General features: G+C 60.1%; 12 protein-coding genes and 3 pseudogenes. 5 read left to right on the forward strand and 10 right to left on the reverse strand.

From position 1 onward, the window contains the following. Positions 1–2 precede the first annotated feature (2 nt). The 6 genes and pseudogenes from BMI01S_RS33080 to BMI01S_RS33105 form a co-directional block, all read right to left on the reverse strand. The gene (locus BMI01S_RS33080; RefSeq protein ID WP_028232610.1) at positions 3–1,847 is read right to left on the reverse strand and encodes a tyrosine-type recombinase/integrase; all 1,845 of its coding nucleotides are present in this window, start codon (positions 1,845–1,847) and stop codon (positions 3–5) included. Beyond that, complete coding sequence (locus tag BMI01S_RS33085) at positions 1,840–3,480, reverse strand: hypothetical protein (RefSeq protein ID WP_154671441.1); 1,641 nt, start codon at positions 3,478–3,480, stop codon at positions 1,840–1,842. The genes BMI01S_RS33080 and BMI01S_RS33085 overlap by 8 nt, the downstream gene beginning before the upstream one ends. Then, positions 3,477–4,547 (reverse strand): tyrosine-type recombinase/integrase, encoded by a 1,071-nt coding sequence (locus BMI01S_RS33090; RefSeq protein WP_051381568.1) that lies wholly within the window; start codon positions 4,545–4,547, stop codon positions 3,477–3,479. The genes BMI01S_RS33085 and BMI01S_RS33090 overlap by 4 nt, the downstream gene beginning before the upstream one ends. 86 nt (positions 4,548–4,633) lie before the next feature. Beyond that, a complete protein-coding gene (locus BMI01S_RS33095; protein WP_244145510.1) occupies positions 4,634–4,942 on the reverse strand; it encodes a hypothetical protein in 309 nt (102 codons plus the stop codon). A 145-nt stretch (positions 4,943–5,087) separates the two neighbouring features. Then, positions 5,088–5,901: pseudogene (locus BMI01S_RS33100) on the reverse strand (AAA family ATPase); the annotation flags it as partial. Positions 5,902–5,926: 25 nt separating this feature from the next. Next, positions 5,927–7,060, reverse strand: a pseudogene (locus tag BMI01S_RS33105) (integrase); the annotation flags it as partial. Between the two features lie 81 nt (positions 7,061–7,141). On the opposite strand from BMI01S_RS33105, the gene BMI01S_RS33110 reads away from it, so the two are divergent. Genes BMI01S_RS33110 through BMI01S_RS33125 form a run of 4 tightly spaced genes read left to right on the forward strand, consistent with a single transcriptional unit; the run spans position 7,142 to position 12,706 of the window. Further along, the gene (locus tag BMI01S_RS33110) at positions 7,142–8,593 is read left to right on the forward strand and encodes a site-specific integrase (protein ID WP_244145449.1); all 1,452 of its coding nucleotides are present in this window, start codon (positions 7,142–7,144) and stop codon (positions 8,591–8,593) included. Then, positions 8,590–10,470, forward strand: a complete 1,881-nt coding sequence (locus BMI01S_RS33115; RefSeq protein WP_028232605.1) for a hypothetical protein — start codon at positions 8,590–8,592, stop codon at positions 10,468–10,470. Before BMI01S_RS33110 ends, BMI01S_RS33115 begins: the two co-directional genes overlap by 4 nt. Further along, positions 10,467–12,347, forward strand: a complete 1,881-nt coding sequence (locus tag BMI01S_RS33120; RefSeq protein ID WP_028232604.1) for a hypothetical protein — start codon at positions 10,467–10,469, stop codon at positions 12,345–12,347. Before BMI01S_RS33115 ends, BMI01S_RS33120 begins: the two co-directional genes overlap by 4 nt. Continuing rightward, on the forward strand, positions 12,344–12,706 hold the full coding sequence (locus tag BMI01S_RS33125) for a hypothetical protein (RefSeq protein ID WP_028232603.1): 363 nt from the start codon (positions 12,344–12,346) through the stop codon (positions 12,704–12,706). The genes BMI01S_RS33120 and BMI01S_RS33125 overlap by 4 nt, the downstream gene beginning before the upstream one ends. A gap of 97 nt (positions 12,707–12,803) precedes the next feature. Here the strand turns inward: BMI01S_RS33125 and BMI01S_RS43910 are convergent. Then, positions 12,804–13,277, reverse strand: a pseudogene (locus tag BMI01S_RS43910) (integrase); the annotation flags it as partial. Between the two features lie 144 nt (positions 13,278–13,421). On the opposite strand from BMI01S_RS43910, the gene BMI01S_RS33135 reads away from it, so the two are divergent. Then, the gene (locus BMI01S_RS33135) at positions 13,422–14,441 is read left to right on the forward strand and encodes an IS110 family RNA-guided transposase (protein WP_028232601.1); all 1,020 of its coding nucleotides are present in this window, start codon (positions 13,422–13,424) and stop codon (positions 14,439–14,441) included. A gap of 246 nt (positions 14,442–14,687) precedes the next feature. Here BMI01S_RS33135 and BMI01S_RS33140 read toward each other — a convergent pair whose 3' ends face one another. The 3 genes from BMI01S_RS33140 to BMI01S_RS33150 form a co-directional block, all read right to left on the reverse strand. Further along, positions 14,688–15,176, reverse strand: a complete 489-nt coding sequence (locus tag BMI01S_RS33140; RefSeq protein WP_028232600.1) for a helix-turn-helix domain-containing protein — start codon at positions 15,174–15,176, stop codon at positions 14,688–14,690. After that, a complete protein-coding gene (locus BMI01S_RS33145) occupies positions 15,173–15,805 on the reverse strand; it encodes a hypothetical protein (RefSeq protein ID WP_028232599.1) in 633 nt (210 codons plus the stop codon). Before BMI01S_RS33145 ends, BMI01S_RS33140 begins: the two co-directional genes overlap by 4 nt. 300 nt (positions 15,806–16,105) lie before the next feature. Next, on the reverse strand, positions 16,106–16,740 hold a 635-nt coding region (locus BMI01S_RS33150; protein WP_042292143.1), incomplete at its 5' end, for an IS5 family transposase.

Below are 16,740 nucleotides of genomic sequence, written 5' to 3' on the forward strand. Positions count from 1 at the left end.
TGCTAGGCGTTCTCTTCGCTGCCATTCAGCTCTTCTCCCGGTAGTTCAACGCCCAAGTCGTTGAGCACTCGTGCGGCTTCTTCAAGATCGCGCTGGACCCGCTTAACATCGCCAGGGCCGAACTTGCTGGCTTCTTCGACCAGTTCCCTGTGATGCCGGTATGTCTCCTGCCAGAACGGCTTGAAATTGCCATCAATGATTCCGTTGCGACAGGTTCCGCAGCGCCTCTTCTCGTAGATGCCGGAGCCGCCGCAGCCTTCATCCTTGGCCAGGCACCACGCATGACCGGTACTGCGAATCGTGATGCGCTCAGATGTTTCCTCGATCATCGCCTTCCGGTCCGGAAAGTCTTGCGCGCGTAAGGCCATGATTTTCTTGCCAGCGCCCCCGGCTAACAATTCTTCACCCTCCAACCATCCGGTGATGGTCTTGATTTTGTGCTGGCGCGCTTCCTCAAGAATTTCGTCGTAGAGCGCGGCGTCCTGGTGAGGGTTGGCAGCGTATAGCTGGGTCATGTTGATCGATGAGTGCTTGAATTGCTCCTTGAGGAACAACAGGCCACCCAGTCGATGCCGCGCGAACGAATAGGCATATAGCCGCCGCATCTGGTGCGGCGCCAGAGCCCAACTCACCCCGGCGCCCTTGGCAAACGTCTGAAGCGCGTCGCCCCACCCGTCGCCGGACACCGAGACGATGCCGCGAAGGCCATTTCCAAGAAACAGCTTGTTGAGATTGGAGCGGGCGTCGGCGATCTTCTGCATGCGCCGGTGTGTCCTTTCCCCTTGATTCGATTCCCACTCCTGCAATCGTTCGGCCAACCTCATTCGATAAGGTTCGGACCAGCGTTCCAGGACACGCAGAATATCGTGACCCATGTTCGGCATCAGAAATTCGACGACACCTTTCTTGGTCTTGTGTTCGAATGACTTGATCCAGTGAAAGGTATGGCCATTCTTGATCTCGGTACGCCCAGCACCAACCTCAATGCCAGATAACTCGGAGTTTCGCATACCGGTCAGCACTCCGAGAAGGTAAAAGCAGGCATTGCGGATCGCGATCACCTCCGGATCCTGCCACGTCGGGCGTCTGCCCGCATCCCTCTCGTTCAAAATTCCGTCGGCGTTCCTGAGGATTTTTTCTGCATGATTGAAGAGGGCTTGTGCGACCGGTAAGGGAATCAGAGGCGTCTTGCTGTCCTTTTCTCCGTCCTTCCTTGCCTGTCCGACGCGTCCGGCTATCTCGCCAGCAGACGAATTGGGCCAAGGATGGAAACGCAATCCATCGGGATGCTCGTCGCGAAACTCGTAGAGTCTTTCCAGGGCGCAGAATTTGCTCGCAAGCGTACCGCTCACTTGTCCACTATCCTTCTGGATGTGAACGTAGTTGGTGATGTGGATCGGATGGACATCAGTGACCGAGGCGACGCCCACCGATTCCAAATACCGAAAGAACACAGCGAGATGATCCAGGAAGTGCCGCAGCCACGATACGCCGGGTGGAGTGCTGCCTTCGCTTCCTACCCGCCAATATCGAAACATGACCGCTTTGCTTACCTCGCGGAAGGGTTCAGGGATGCGAGACCAGTTCAGACGCTTGCTGCTGTCGTGAGAATTCGGTGTACTCACGAAGAGCCACATTTCCCATACCAAATCGCCATAGCGTGAAAGCGCACGCTCTTGGCCGTTATCGACGACGGCCGAGATTACGACATTGCGGCGGATCGTCTCATCGAGTCCGGCGACACTGAGGGGCTGCTCAATCAACAGCCCATAGGCGTGGGTCAGCGCGCGCCCGGCTGCGTGCTGAAGAGACGGTCTGGCAACTGTGAACCGGCTGGCTTTAGCCATGTTCGTGGTCCTGCAAATTTGGGTCGATCACGTACGATTTCCAGAAGATATGCGGATCGACGCGTGCTCGCTCTTTAGTGGTTTGCACCAGCGCCAAATCGAAACTGTCCACGGTGAAGGAGTCAATCAGGCGCATCGTGTAATGAAAATGCGTGCGCCAGTCGCTGCTTCGGGCTCGATCTTTTTCCCGTTCGAGAAACCAGTAGAAGCTGAAAAGCCGATGAAGGTCGTCCGGGGCACCGACGATGGCATAGCTGCGACAGGAGAAGCAGGCAAAAAAGTCGTCACAGGGCGTGCCGTCGCCCGGGGCCCTGTCGCCGTAATACGGATCTTTGCACCCACCCGCGCGCGTCGCGGTGATCGGGACGATGGGGATTACCTTACCGTTATCACCGCTGTGCTCGCCGTTGCGGTAGATCTCAGGGAGCGCTTCCCCGACGAAGGTTGCATCCTCGCGCATCGAGTTCGTGCAGGCGAGGTAATGATTGTCCGCAACCTGTGGCGTGTGCCCCATCAGCGCCGCAGTGACGATGAGGTCGCCGCCACTGAGTCGCCAGAGGCGGTCTTCCATGGTTTTGCGTAGACGCGATGGACTGATCTGCAGGGGCGCGCCATCGTCCGCCTTGAGTTGATGGCGAGCTATCAACGCCTGGATGCCGAGACAAAGCGCGCAACTGCTCAATTTGGTGAGCTGACGAGATTTCTCGGTGGCCCCTTCGCCGATATACAGCCAGACGAAATCCTTGAGATCGTCGCGCGCGGCATCGGCTATAGGCTGGGTCATCGCCAATACCTTCCGCACGAGTGCGACACCGTCCATGGCGACCGGCAGGGGGCGGTCCTCCTCTTTGGAGAAGCGCAGGCTCCTGAGCTGGGTTGCATTCCCGCGCCGCTTGAAGGTCTCCAGCAGCATCATGTTAGGCATAAACGGATGCGGTTTTAGGCAATTCCGCTTCATTTCCAGAAGCGGGGTGGTATTGGCGCCGGTGCGCACGGCAATTGCCAGCAGGTACACAATCAGCGCTGCCGAAGCGGTGCCGTTGAACTGTTCCTTGTGAATGGCGAGAATGTCGTCGCGCAATGCTGCGGCCATCCGGGCACGCTCGCTGGTCGAGAGTGGCGTCGCTCCTTTTTGTCGCGCATTACTGTGCGGGAATGGATTGGCGGGGAACAGATCCGTGCAGCCTGGCACCACGTCGCGATGCTGTAGGCCGACGAGCACGGCTTTGGTTCTTGCATACAGGACCCTTTGCGTGGTGTAGGCCCAGTCCGTGTTGTCCTTGAGCCATACGATGAACGCGGCGATATGCTTTCGCTCCAACGTTGCCGGCTGACATGGCACCCCGGCCGCGATCAGGAAGTTAAAGAACTGGATCAGGCCGAGGGTCCAGTAGGCGCGCACTGTCGCAGGACTGGCGCCGCCGCCTTCGAGGAATGCCCGAAGCTGCGTGGTGCACGCCCATACCCAGGCGTCGATGCCGCGGCCAAGGTAGGCAGACAGGTCGAGTGTGCGTTGTGACGTGGCATTGCCCTTGGCCGGAAGCATGACAGTGGCACCGCCATGCTCCACGCCAACGGGGGTGATCGATACACGAAGAGGAGCCGCGGCGTGGCTTTTGCGGCTTGTTCTCACGGTCCCGCACCTGAAAACAGTTGATCAATCTCATCCTCGTGGGCGAGCACGAGGTGGCCTTCCAGCGAGTTGATCAGATGAAGGTAGATCGCCGTGGTCGTGACGTCCGAATGACCCATCCGGTCACGCACGTACAAGAGAGGCTCTCCTTCGAAGGTCTTGCTCTTGCGCAGGCTACAAAGCAAAAACGTGGCGTAGGAGTGGCGCAACATGTGTGCAGTTACATGAAATCCCACTCGCCTCGAAAGTGACGCGAAAATAGCGGTCAAGGCCGCTTTGGTGTAAGGCGTGCCGTGCTCGGTGAGAAACAGTGTGGGAAATTTCTCTCCATTGCGATGATTCCTCTCGCGCATCTGACGGTGCCGAACACTGTATGTGTCCAATTCCTCCATCAGTTCAAAGGGCATATCGATGCTGCGAGGCGTGTTGTTCTTGATTTCCATGTCGCGCGGGTCAAGATACAGCCGAATTTTTTGGTTCGAGCGGAGATCTCTGCGGCGGCTGGGGTCGAATACGTACTCGGGCTTGTCCGGCCAGCTCCGACATTCAATCTGACGCAAGCCCGTACGAAGCATCAGCGAGAACATGAGCCGATGGGTAAGGTTCGGCAGGGCATCGTAGCAAACCTTGACCTGCTCCCTGGTCAGGATCTTGATGAACTGCTTCTGTTGCTTCAGCAGAATGTTTGGCGATTTCACCTTCCCGTCTGTTGTATCGACGTGCGCAAGGAAACCCGGCTGCCGACTGGTTTGGATAGAGACTAATTCAAACGGCAAGTGATCAATATGGCGCTTCTTCTCTGCCCATTGATAAAAGCGGACAACGACACGCAGCCGATTGTTGATGGTTGTATTTGCCAACCCGACCGTGCCCTTCGACCAATCCCGATATGCTTCAAGTGCACTCGGTATTCCGGCGGAGCCAGGTTGGTGCCAGTCCAGACCGTTGGCAAATACAAAAGCAAAGAAATCGTACAGCGCTCGGCCATACGAATCCCACGACTTCGGACTGCTCACCCGGCCATTCGATGTGATCAAGTCCCAGAGAAATGACTGGGCAGGCTCCATCGGGAGCCCACCTGCGTTGAGTAACAGCGGAAAACCCCTCCAGATTCGTCCCATGACGACTAATTTGTCGTTTGCCAGGACGTATCTCACATCACCTGCCTAAGCTTTCTGACGGCCTGCCTGAAGTCCAGTGCCAATAAGTGCATGGCGAGATCGATGCCGCCGCCACCGCCCCGCTGGCGTCGTGTGTCGAACCATTTCGGACCAGTCGTTAGGAGTTCAAATTCATTGTCCCCCACGCGTAGATGCCAGCGGTGCGTGTGACTATCTCGTATCGGAACGAAGCTTGCGTCCGCTTTCACGTAATCAGCCAGGAGCGGAAGCAACACCTCGCAATCCACAGACCGATATTTTTCCAGCTCAACAGCGTCGACTCGCCCTCGTGTCAGGACCATTCTTCGCCTCCACCTCGGCCGAAAACCGAACTGCCGCTACTCGTCTGTAAAACAGACTTTGCTACTCGACAACAAGAGGGCGCGCCTCTGGGATCAGCATATATCAAACAAGACTTTTGTCACTAACATATTTAACCATCCTGATCATCGGGATTTCGAGCCGGCCCGGCAAGCTCGCCTTGTGGTGCGCTGCCTCGAACGCCTGCCACAGCACACCGGCGTCGTTGATCAGGCGGTAGCCGGCGTCAAACGCCTGCGGCACGTAGAAGCGGGTAAAGCTCCACTGGCTGCCCTCTGGGTAGGCTGTTTGATCGTAGCCGTCCAGGCACGTGGCGATATCTTCGGCGTTGCGGATGCCGCAGAAGGCGAATTCCTCGACCATGAGCCGCGCGACAATCTGTGTCTTGCCGGCGACCTGCAGCGCCGTCTTCTGAGCAAGCAGATCCTCCTGGCCGACGAGAAAGGTAAACAGTTTGATATGCTGACGATCGAGGGCGTCGTGCACATCACGCAGCCATTCGTATTCGTTCTCGTTGTAGCGCCTCGTCACAAAAGAGCAGCACCGTGCTGCTGCCGGCGCGGGCGGCGGCCTCGCGAATGCGCAGCGTCAGGCGCATGCGCTTGGCCGGATTGGTGCCGGCGTTCGGTGTGTGATCGCCAACGGCCTCCAGTAAGTTCACGAAGAATGGACCTTCGGCGTGCCGCGGCTTGTGCTCGCACTGCGCGTGGAAGGTTGTCATCTTCGGGTGATGACGCGCGAGCAGGAGCCTGACGTACTCGATTGCGCGGGTTTTACCAATGCGCGAGGGGCCGTAAATGAGCGCGCCCATGATCCGGTAGCGCAGGCAGCGCGTGACGAGCTCGTGGAACGCCTCGATCGCTGGTGTGGCGATGCGGTAATTGCCGGTGACGAGCGGGTGCAGCGACGGGTCGATCGGACGCGTGATTTGCGGCGACATGGGGCCTCCCTTGCAAACGACAGCGTTAGAAAACCTGTCCGGTGCCGATGGTGAGCTTGCGCGGGCGCACGCTCGCTGGCGCAGTCACTTCGGCGTTCGGCGCGGCGGCCAGCGACGCCACCGGCGCGGCGATCCCGGTCGATGTCACGGGACCTGGCGGCACGCGTACCATGGGTGCTGCAGTGAGCATGCGCATCGCCTGAGCGAGGTCGGAGGCGGCCTTGCGGGTCTTCCTGGCCTTGGCAAGCTTGGCTTGTATGTATGCTTCGATGGGATTGGAGCCGAGCGGACGGGCGCGCTTGTCGCCATGTAGCTTCAGAATTTCCTGACGCAGCTTGAGATTATGCGGCACGACGCGCCACGCCCCTTGCGCCTCAAGTACGCCGAGCTCGGTGCCGTCGGCGAGAAAGGCGCGCACACAACGCAAATCGTCCGCATTCATGTAGACGAGCAGCGGCTGCCCGATCAGGTGCGTGCTGCAGGCGAGCACGGGGTTGGTGTAGCGGACCCGATACAGGTTGATGTGCGGGCGCACGCCCTGCTCGAGATAAGCCCGCACGCGGCAGCGCCTGGCCGTTTGCATCAGGCACAACGTTCGGCGGTGCTGCTCAGGAAGCCAGGTGAGCAGCTGCTGTTTGCCGCGCACGAAATACGTCATCGCTTCGAGCGGCGTGATGCTATTCAGGCCTGCATGTGGAGTCCCGTGGTAGCTTGCGATCGCATATTCGATCAGTTCCTCCAGTTCGTCGAGCGACACGTAGAGGCGCAGATTGCCCTTGGGATCGGCCAGCGCCCGGCGCAGATCGCGCGGGTGCGAACCGGTGTAGCCGGGCAGTCGCGAAGACAGGCGAGACGCGACCGTGCCAAAGAAGCGCTCGATATAAGGTCGCTCGTCCGGGCTATAGTGGGGACCGGCGTCTACGCTGCAGCCGACAAATTCGCACAGCGCGGCCAGCGTGTCGCTCGCGAGATTCGCCTTCGCGTTGTCGAGCTTCATCCACTCCCACGCCACGTAGGCCAGCTCGGGCAGACGCTGGGAGGGAAACCCGTCGTGTGTTCCGTATGCGAGACCGGGAATGCTGAAGATGCGCGCGGGGTGGGGCTCAAGCGCTTTCTCGATGGTCTTGATGACGTCGTAGCGGCTGTACTCGCGCGCGATATGCGCAAGCGAAGAACGATTTCCTGATACTCGCAGGCTGTGTTAAAGCGGACGCCCGCACAAACACAGCAGAGGATCTGCATGATGACGGCAAGACGAACGACCATCCGGCAACTGCCGTTGACCGAGGTCGTTGACCGCGACACACCCGGCGCGACGCCGGTCAGGATCACCACCCCCGAGGGCGGCACCATCTATCACACGGTCCCGCTCGCAGACCCCGACACCGGCAAGCGACGCGACACCCGCCCGAAGTGGATCGCAGGCACCTTCCCCCTCTTTCCCGTTGTCCGACTTGCTGACGGCGCGCCGTGGGCTGAGGCGAACCTCTGGCTCATCGATATGATCGAGTCGAAGTCGTCGCCGAACATGCTGACGTTCGCCAGCATCGCTGACGACCTGGTAGCGTTCCGTCGTTATCTGGATGACGAGGGTATCGACTGGCTCGTCTTCCCTGTGAACAAGCGGCAACGTCCGACCTACCGATATAGCGGCTCGATCAAGATGGCCGTGCAGGCAGGCGAACTGTCTCCGGGCGTTGCCAGGCGTCGTATGGGCACCGTGGTGCGCTTTTATCGCTGGCTGATGACCGAAGCAGGCTTTCGACCCACGAACGCGCCGTGGGTCGAATCTGATCGTTTCATTGAGTTCAAGGACCAGAAGGGCTTCAGCGGCGTGATCGAAGTCAAGACCACCGACCTGTCGATCAGTGGCCGACGCGTAGAAGACCCATGGGACGATCACATCCACGACGGTGGTCGCCTGCGCCCGCTCCCCTCTGCCGAGCAGTCGGCGCTGCTTGAATCGTTAGCCGCACTAGGCAACACCGAGATGACGCTCGTTCATCTCTTCGCGCTGTTGACGGGCGCCCGCATCCAGACGGTGCTGACCGTGCGCGCGAAACACGTGATGCACAAGCCTGACGGGTTTCACGGCGACGACATCCGTCTCCCCTGCGGGCCAGGTACCGGCATCGACACGAAGGGCGGCGTCAAGGGCGTGTTGCACCTGCCGCGTGGTTTCTATGAGCGGCTGTACGTCTACGTGCACAGCGATCGTGCGCGCAAGCGTCGCCAACTGGCAGACAGCGGCGATCACCCCGACCAGCCGCTCTTTCTGAGCCATCGCGGTGCGCCGCTCTACGAGGATCGCGCATCGCGCGGCCCGGTCAACACTGGCCCTCAGTTGCGCCGTCACGTCAAGACTGGACAGGCCGTGCGCCAGTTCATCAGGGACGAACTGTTGCCCATGATGCGCGTGCAGCTCGGCAACCCCAGGTACGCGTTCAGCTTCCACGACCTGCGTGCAACCTTCGGGCTGAACATGGTCGACACGATGACCGCGAATGAGACGAAGTACACCCGGGCACTCGATCAGTTGCGACAGTTGATGTGGCACGCCCGGCCGTCTACGACTGAGATTTACCTCGGCTACCGCGAAAACCGTAAGCTGTTCGACGCCGTGCAGGACGGGTGGAGTGCGCACCTGTCGACGCTGGTCACGCTCGCCCTCGATTGCGCGGTGGCATCATGAGCCGCCAGTACGAAGAAGTACGCATGCCGCTCACGGAGGGCACGACGCTGCTGCACCCCGAGCGCGCGCTGCTCAAGTGGGAAGGCATTCGCAACCGTTCCGATATCGGGCAGATCTGCTACCTGACGCGTGATACGTCGAGCACGCGGCACACACGACACACTTTCGACCCCAGAAGCTTCAGCAGCGAACGCACCAAGGTTGTACGCCTGCTGGTGACGCAGCTTTCCGAGCGTGCGACCTTTGGCGCCAAACGTCCTGAGACTATCTACGGTGCTCTGCGCGGCGTGCTTGACTTCGCCAACTGGGCCGACAGGCTGGGCTTGCATCAGGTGCTCTGTGATGAGAAGGCTACGGCGGAGGCGGTTCATCGTTACTTTCGTGAGAAGCGTGAACAGGTCTCGCTGGGCAACCTGAACCACAATTCCGTCGCGCGCATTCAGTCTAATCTGTTGTCGATGCTACGTGAGTTCTTCAGAAACGACGACTTCTGCGCCGATGCGAAGGTGCTGCGCCAGCAACATTATGCTTCTGCATCGACAGTTGTGCCCGACGCCGAGGCACAAGCTGCCTTGCTCGCGTGGGCTGACGCGCTCTTCAGCAGCATCAGCACGCTGGTGCTCGACTTCAAGCCATATCCGGTGCGCGTGACCACGGCGCGAGGTGAGAATCTTTGCCTTGTTCCGCACACACATGGTCGTAGTGAAGGGCATGACTCGAACGGCTTGCTTGGCTGGAATCTGGAGACGGGACAGCTGCGCACCCGGGAAGAACTTACGAGGCGCATGGCCGAGGCTGGAGCTAAAAGTCCTCGCCATCGTTCGTGGGCCATCGCGCGGTTAACGGCTAAACATCTTACGGCGGCCAACGAGGACGCACAGTCACCGATCCGCCGCTCGCACGCTTCGATGGCGGCCTTTTGCTTCGCCACGCAGTTTCTTGCTGAAACTGGCGTCAGCCTCGCGCAGCTGCTGGCAATGAAGTGGAGCCCGGAGCTCGCCGCGAGCCTGCAGGATGCGTCTGTTGTACGTCAGAAGTTTCGCGAGGTTAAGTACCGTGCAGGTGGAATGGAAGTTACGTTCACCGTCTCGCTGGCCTTCATGCCAAAGCTCAAGGCGTATCTGGCATTGCGCAAGTATCTTGTCCAGGACGCAGACTGTGACACGTTGTTCGTCGTAGTCGGACATCATGCGCAGCTGCGGCGGCTAACGGGTCTCTCAATCCAATTCCTTGATCGGCTTTACAGTCGACTCGGTACGCTCGGGATTGTGCTGCCGCGCATTAGCGCACGTCAATGGCGTGCGGCAAAGCAGGATTGGGCGGTGAGCAATCACGGCCCTGTGGTCGCAGCCAGGCTGATGGGCCACTCCTTGGCCACGGCGCTGCGCTCGTACTCGAACGGCACGGACACCGCGCACAAGGCTGAGATGGGCGCATTCCTCGCTTCAGTCGAGAAGACCGTGCTGAAGGCCGGCAACGACCCGGCGGGCTCCATCGAGAGTGCGGTGGGCGTCTGCATCGAGTTCCACAAGCCCGCGCCGATCGCTGCTTCGGTCACCCTACAGCCTGACTGCCGCTCGACCGAAGGGTGCCTCTTTTGCGGCCAGTACCGCGTGCACGCTGACGCCACCGACATCCGCAAGCTGCTCAGTTGCCGTCACTGCATCAGGCTCGTGAGCGGGCGTGCTGGCTCGTTCGAGCAATACGAGAGCTCGTTCGGCGCGGTGCTGCGACGGGTCGAATTCCTCCTGAATGAACTACGCAAGCGCGACGCCGCGCTGGTCGGTCAGATCGAGCACGACGTTGATATTGATGGAAATCTTGACGCTTTCTGGTCGACCAAGCTTGATCAGCTTTACGAATTGGGAGTGGCATGAACAATACGCTGATCGCGGCGCTCGCCGAGCGCCCCGACTGGTATCGGATCGAAGACGATGTGGTCGTCACTCACGACAAGACCGGGAACGCCGCTTCGCTGTTTGGTGACGACGCCTGGGACATCCGTGCATACGCGATTGGATCGCGCCGCACCCATATCCACTTTAGGGGTCACCCGCTTAACGACGCAGGCCGCACTCATTCAGATGCGACTACGCGTCAGTGGAAGCAGGTCATGTACTTTCTGATGCACGAAGCGACCGAGACGGTACCGGCGTCCAGTACTCTTCAAGGTTGTTCAGTTTATCTGAAGGACTTTGCTTTCTTTGCCGCCGAACGCCAGCTTACTCTTTATGAGGGGCTATCCAACGTCGCCGTTGTTCTGGACTATGCCGCACAAGCCGGGATCGAGAAGGCTCTACGCCTTCATTCGATTCTGGCGAAGCTTCACCGCCTGGGCGCCGAGGCCACAGGGCTGCGCGTGCCATTGGCCCAACTGCATAAGCCTCTGCTCGAACGCTCCGCGCAACGCGCCGGAAACTCACAATACCCGGTCATCCCGACGCGGATCTACCAGCACTTCCTGTCGACCTGCGAGCATGACCTCGGGATCGCTGAGAGCGTCGCGAACGCGTTGTCGGACTACCTCGCGCGCGCATACGCTGGCGAACGCACTGATGTCTGTGCCGCACTGAAGAAGGCTGCTGTCCACTTCGGGTGCAAGGACTCCGCTTACGTCGTGTTGTCGCTCGTGGCGTCGATCAACGCGTTATGCCAGCTTGTCATCCTGTCGTTCACCGGCATGCGCGCGATGGAAGCAGAGAACCTGCCGTACGACTGTCTGCGCGAGACCCGGTTGGATGGCGTGACGCACTACGCTATCGAGGGCGTGACGACCAAGCTGTCCGGCGGGCGTCCCAAACGCGCATGCTGGGTGACGAACCCGCTCGGTGCTCGCGCCGTCAGGCTTGCGCAACGGCTATCGGGCGAGGCGCACCGTGCGCACAGCGCACCAGGCTACGCCGAATCGACGGACGGTTCCCACCTGCTGTTCTGTCGGATGGGTCTGCATCTTAAGTACGTGGCAAACCGGGCGCCCAGTACCATACATCACGAAGTCGAAGCTTTTCGTGAGCGCGTCTTCCCGACGATCACGGCCGAGGACATCGCTGAACTGAAGCGTGTCGACATGCACCGCGCATGGGAACACGAACCGAAGTACGCGGTCGGGCAGCAGTGGCCGTTCACGCGTCATCAGCTTCGCCGCTCGCTCGCGCTGTATGCGCAACGCAGCGGCCTCGTCACGCTGCCGACGCTCAAGCGTCAGTTGCAGCACATCACGCAGGAGATGAGCATGTACTACGCTCGTGGCTCGGCGTTTGCGAAGGGCTTCATCGACACCGACAAGGCTCACTTCGCGAAGGAATGGGCCGAGGCACAGGGCCTGTCCGAGTACCTTGCGTATGCTGAGCAGGTGCTGTTCTCTGACGAGCAGCTGTTCGGCGGGCACGCAGCATGGACACAGAGCCGTTCCGTGCAGGCGTCGCCTGTGTCGGTCTACTCACGCGAGCAGACGGTGAGGATGTTCGGGATGGGCCAACTGGCGTACCGCGAGACGGTGCTGGGCGGCTGCGCCAGCGTCGAGCCGTGCAAGTCGACGCCGCTCGACTGGATGCGTCTGAATTGCCTTGAATCGAACTGCCGTAACCTCGTGGTCGTGCCATCGAAGCTTCAGCGCGTGATCAAGGCGCAGCAGGCCACAGTCGAGAAGCTGCGCGCTGTCGATGAGGCGAGTGTCGAATGCCGCATCGAGGCACAGACGCTGCAACGACTGCTTGACGCGCAAGAGAAACTGATGAAACCGGAGGCCGCATGAGCGATGCCATGACTGACTACTACGCCGCCCTTGAGCGGCTGAAGAAGCGCAAGGGTGCGCGTATCAACAACGATACCGTGGCGATCGAGGCGGGCCGCAAGAAAGGCAGCATCAAGAAGTCGCGCCCTCAGTTCGCCGAGCTGATCGAAGCAATCGATGCGGCCAACGCCGTAGCCGAGCGGCCAAAGCTCGAGCTGGCCGAACGTCTGAACCGCGCGAAGGGCAACGCGAAGGATCTGCAGGCACAGCTTGACGAGTCGCTGGCTCGTGAACTCGCCCTGCTGCGTCAGGTATTCAGCCTGCGCAAAGAACTGGCCGCGCTGCGTGGCGGTAGTGTTTTGCCCTTGCAGTCGCGCTAGATCTCGAAATACGATATAGCAAAATTGTGGAGGAAGATGGACACGCGACGGTCGTTGTGTCCACTTTTTCTCCCAATCTAATGGACACCCCGCAGTCTGCCGATTCCAGAATTTTCAAGGCTCCGCCTGATGTCCATCGTTTTTCTCTTGCGCGTAGCGCGAGCACAAGGTGGTAGCCGAGCACCGCGCGCGTGCTGACGTCGATGATGACAAGCAGCCAGACCCGCTCGATTTCGAACTCGTGCGCGAAGCCCAGTGGGTCGGACACGACGACCTTGAGCCGGATGTCGAGCTTGTGACCATCGAATTCGACGACCTGATAGGGGCGGCTTGCCGGTGGCGCGCCTGCCTGATCATCGGGGCGAGGCAAGCCTTTGAGGTGCGGGGCGCCGGCCGCGCGCGCAGCAGTACCGAAACTGCGTAGCAGCTCCGCCTTCACGCACGCCGAGAGGGAGCGAATCGCCTGGCCTGCCGTATTGATCGGATAGTCCGCCGCCGTCAGGCCCACTTGCCGGCACTGCTGCAGGAATTCAGTGTGCAATGCTTGCAGGCCGCGCAGGCGCGTATGCAGAAATGGTATGGACGCCGCCCATCAAGCGGATAGTCGGAGGTAGCTCAAATGAGCAAAGGCAACGATTGCACCGACCGAGGCGGCACGGCGATGCCCGGATTGGAGGATCATTCAGATCTTCCTACGCAAAGCAGAGGGGCCGTCATGAAACTTACGCCAGTAGGTATCGACATCGCGAAAAACGTCTTTCAGGTACATCACGTGGACGAAGAGACCGGCGAAATTGTCAACAAGCCGATCAAACGGGCAAAGTTTCTTCAGTACTTTGCGAACCGCGCACCATGCCTGATCGGCATGGAAGCGTCTGGCGGTGCGCAGCACTGGGCCAGGCAGCTCACCGCAATGGGGCATCAGGTCAAGCTGATGCCAGGACAATACGTGAAGGCCTTCAACATACGCAACAAGAAGGATCCTGCCGACGCCCGGGCGATCTGGCTCGCGGTACAACAACCGGGCAAGCCGGTCGCCGTCAAGACCGAGATGCAGCAGGCGATGCTGGCTCTGCACCGGATGCGTGAGCAGCTGGTCAAGTTTCGCACGATGCAGATCAACGCACTACGCGGACTGCTGACCGAATATGGCGAAGTCATGGGCAAGGGGCGGCCCGCGCTGGACAGGGCGATGCCGGACGTGCTGGCCCGGGTCGCCGATCGCCTGCCAGCAGCGCTCACCGACACGCTGCGCGAGCAGTGGAACGGATTAAGCGCACTGGACGCACAGATCGCCGCGATCGAGCGGCGCATGCGCGAATGGAAAAAGGAAGACAGGGACGTCAGGGCAATCGCCGAGATTCCCGGCGTCGGCCTGCTGACCGCGACGGCCGCCGTCGCGACGATCGGCGACGCGAAAACCTTCCGCTCCGGACGCGAGTTTGCTGCCAGCACCGGACTGGTGCCAAAGCAGGTGGGATCCGGCGGGAAGCTTATGTTGCTGGGCATCAGCAAGCGCGGCGATACCTATCTCCGCACGCTCCTGATACACGGCGCCCGCAGTGTAGTCAGCAGTCCAAAACAGAATGATCCATGGATAGAGCAGATGAAGAAGCGGCGACCAATGAATGTCGTGATCGTCGCACTCGCGAACAAGATGGCCCGCACCATCTGGGCCATCCTAGCGCACGGGCGCTCCTATCAGGAAGGATACGTGAGCACCAAGCCGGCATAAAGGAGCACGAGCAAATTCCGAACATAGGTGAAGTAAGCTTTGTAGTCGACAATGGAACGTCAAAAGGTTGCGTAGGTACTTGAGAGTGATGGCAAAACTGGTCGGACCGGGACTCGCCAAACCTGGAGATGGCGAAGAGCCTTGAGCTCGATGCAGAAATGAGGCGCGAGTCAGCTGAATCCATAGGGGCCCGCAGCGACAATACCCGCTGCAACAAGGCCGGATATAAACCCGCAGCCGTTCCTGTCACGTCAGACCCCTCGAAGTCCCTTGCAAACGGGCGGCGTCCATATAAGCGCCATCTGTATGGCGCTGATCAAGCTTGACGCGGCGCTGCTTGAGCTGCAGCCGAAGCCAGCCGGCGAGGGTAGGGTAACGCTCAAACAGTTGTGAGAGGGCGCCTACGGCGCCGCGGCTGCCCCGCTCGCCTTGTACGGTGACGGGGCGCACACGGACGTACTCCGTCACGCGTACATGCGCGATGAGCGCGCGAAACCCATAGATGCGCCCGTCGCGATGCGGTTCGAGCGCCCGTTCGAGCAAGCGATAGAGCTGCCGGCGATTTACTCCGGTCGCATGTTCGATGTCCTTGACAGGTTCGCCGCGCGCGTAACGCTCGATTGCCTGCATCCGAAGCTTGATGCACTTGCGCGTGGGCGCATCGAACTCGGTCCACGCCACGGTCGGCCAGGTCGTCAGGTCGAGTGCTTGCAGTTCGGGTTTGCGGCGACTCATGAGCGGGCCTCGGCAGCAGCAAAGCGCGTGAGCCACGAAAGCGGCTCGGTGCGCAACTCGGGTGCTGTCACGCGGCCTGTATGCAACAGGCCGAACAAGGCCGCGCGCACGATAATGGGGTCACCCGTTGAGAACTCTCGCTCGATGTCGAGCAATGCTTGAGACGTTGCAACGAAGCGCTCGATCGAGTTGAGCAGCGAAGCCGGCACGAGACCGCGTGTGGCGATCAGGCACGGCAGCATGCGCTGCCAGTTGTCGACCCAGATACGCGAGGCCACCAGCTCTGCGTGCTCCACGTGGCGCACAGTCATCGCGCTGGCATCAACGACCGAACGAGGATTGCCGTCTTCCACGATGACCGGATCGGGTAGGAGCAGCAGTTCTTGACGGTCAGCGTAGCGGACGTGGAAATCGATGAGATATCGCCGGCCATCGAACTGGGCAAAGCCTGGACGCTCGCAAAAGATGCGCACGGTCGGATCGGATTCGAGCACGAACCATTGATCGACGGCGCAGCGTCGGTCGAGCGTCAGCCGGCGTTTGAGCTTCGGGCTGAAGACTTCGAAGCGGTGTGCGCCGCGCGCACGCGCGAACGCGACCGGCTGCATCAGGTGCACAGGAACGTCCATAAGATCAAGACCTTAGGAGCGGGATTCGAAGTCTAGAACGCGAATTGACGAATTTAATTCGGACTTATGCGAATTGACGACTTTATTTCGTTGAGACTGCAAATAAAGTCGTCAATTCGATGTGCGGAATCCTTACGCTTCAGGGATTTCGAATTGACGTCTTTGCTTTGTTCTACGAAACGCGACTGATCGCGATGCTGCATGCGTAAGCTTTCCGAATCACCGATGAAGATGGTCATTCCGGTTCGTTTTGTCGCGCCACCGGCGCTCTATGCGGGCTTTTCGCCCGCGCTTCGCCCATTACGGGCGGACCTGCCCCGTAAATCGGCCTCGCGACAGGTAAAGGTTTGCCAAGGCGAGTGCAACGAAGGCGCGATTGGCGTTTTTCGCCAGACCCCGATAGCGCACCTTCGTGAAACCCCACAACCGTTTGACCACGGCGAACACATGTTCGACCCGGCCGCGAATCTTCGACTTGTTGCGGTTCTTGCGACGCGCCACTTCATCGACGCTGTCCTTGCGGCGCGTGCGCTGATTGGTGAAGTCGCAGGCTTTTGGAGCCTTGCCATGGATCAGCGCTTTCTGGCTCGCATATGCGCTGTCGCCATAGACCCGCTGCTCCTGCCCATGCAGAAGCTGAGGCAGTGGGTGCTTGTCGTGCACGTTGGCCGCCGTGACGACCGCGCTATGCGTCAGTCCGCTCTGACTATCCACGCCCACATGAATCTTCATACCGAAATACCACTGCTGGCCTTTACGCGTCTGATGCATTTCAGGGTCCCGCGCTTTCTCCCTGTTCTTCGTCGAAGAAGGCGCGCCGATCAGCGTGGCATCCACAATCGTGCCGCTCTTGAGCTTGGCTCCCCGTGCCTGCAACACCCGGCCGACCTCTGCGAAGATTCGCTCGCCCAGTTTGTGCTCTTCCAGCAGGTGCC

It is taken from the genome of Paraburkholderia mimosarum LMG 23256 = NBRC 106338 (assembly GCF_000739815.1).
Lineage (GTDB): Bacteria > Pseudomonadota > Gammaproteobacteria > Burkholderiales > Burkholderiaceae > Paraburkholderia > Paraburkholderia mimosarum.

Bases quoted from the DNA above. Each gene is read 5' to 3' on its own strand.
- BMI01S_RS33110 (WP_244145449.1), top strand. From the start codon at position 7,142: ATGATGACGGCAAGACGAACGACCATCCGGCAACTGCCGTTGACCGAG.
- BMI01S_RS33115 (WP_028232605.1), top strand. From the start codon at position 8,590: ATGAGCCGCCAGTACGAAGAAGTACGCATGCCGCTCACGGAGGGCACG.
- BMI01S_RS33095 (WP_244145510.1), bottom strand. From the start codon at position 4,942: ATGGTCCTGACACGAGGGCGAGTCGACGCTGTTGAGCTGGAAAAATAT.
- BMI01S_RS33120 (WP_028232604.1), top strand. From the start codon at position 10,467: ATGAACAATACGCTGATCGCGGCGCTCGCCGAGCGCCCCGACTGGTAT.
- BMI01S_RS33140 (WP_028232600.1), bottom strand. From the start codon at position 15,176: ATGAGTCGCCGCAAACCCGAACTGCAAGCACTCGACCTGACGACCTGG.
- BMI01S_RS33135 (WP_028232601.1), top strand. From the start codon at position 13,422: ATGAAACTTACGCCAGTAGGTATCGACATCGCGAAAAACGTCTTTCAG.
- BMI01S_RS33090 (WP_051381568.1), bottom strand. From the start codon at position 4,547: ATGGAGCCTGCCCAGTCATTTCTCTGGGACTTGATCACATCGAATGGC.
- BMI01S_RS33145 (WP_028232599.1), bottom strand. From the start codon at position 15,805: ATGGACGTTCCTGTGCACCTGATGCAGCCGGTCGCGTTCGCGCGTGCG.
- BMI01S_RS33125 (WP_028232603.1), top strand. From the start codon at position 12,344: ATGAGCGATGCCATGACTGACTACTACGCCGCCCTTGAGCGGCTGAAG.
- BMI01S_RS33080 (WP_028232610.1), bottom strand. From the start codon at position 1,847: ATGGCTAAAGCCAGCCGGTTCACAGTTGCCAGACCGTCTCTTCAGCAC.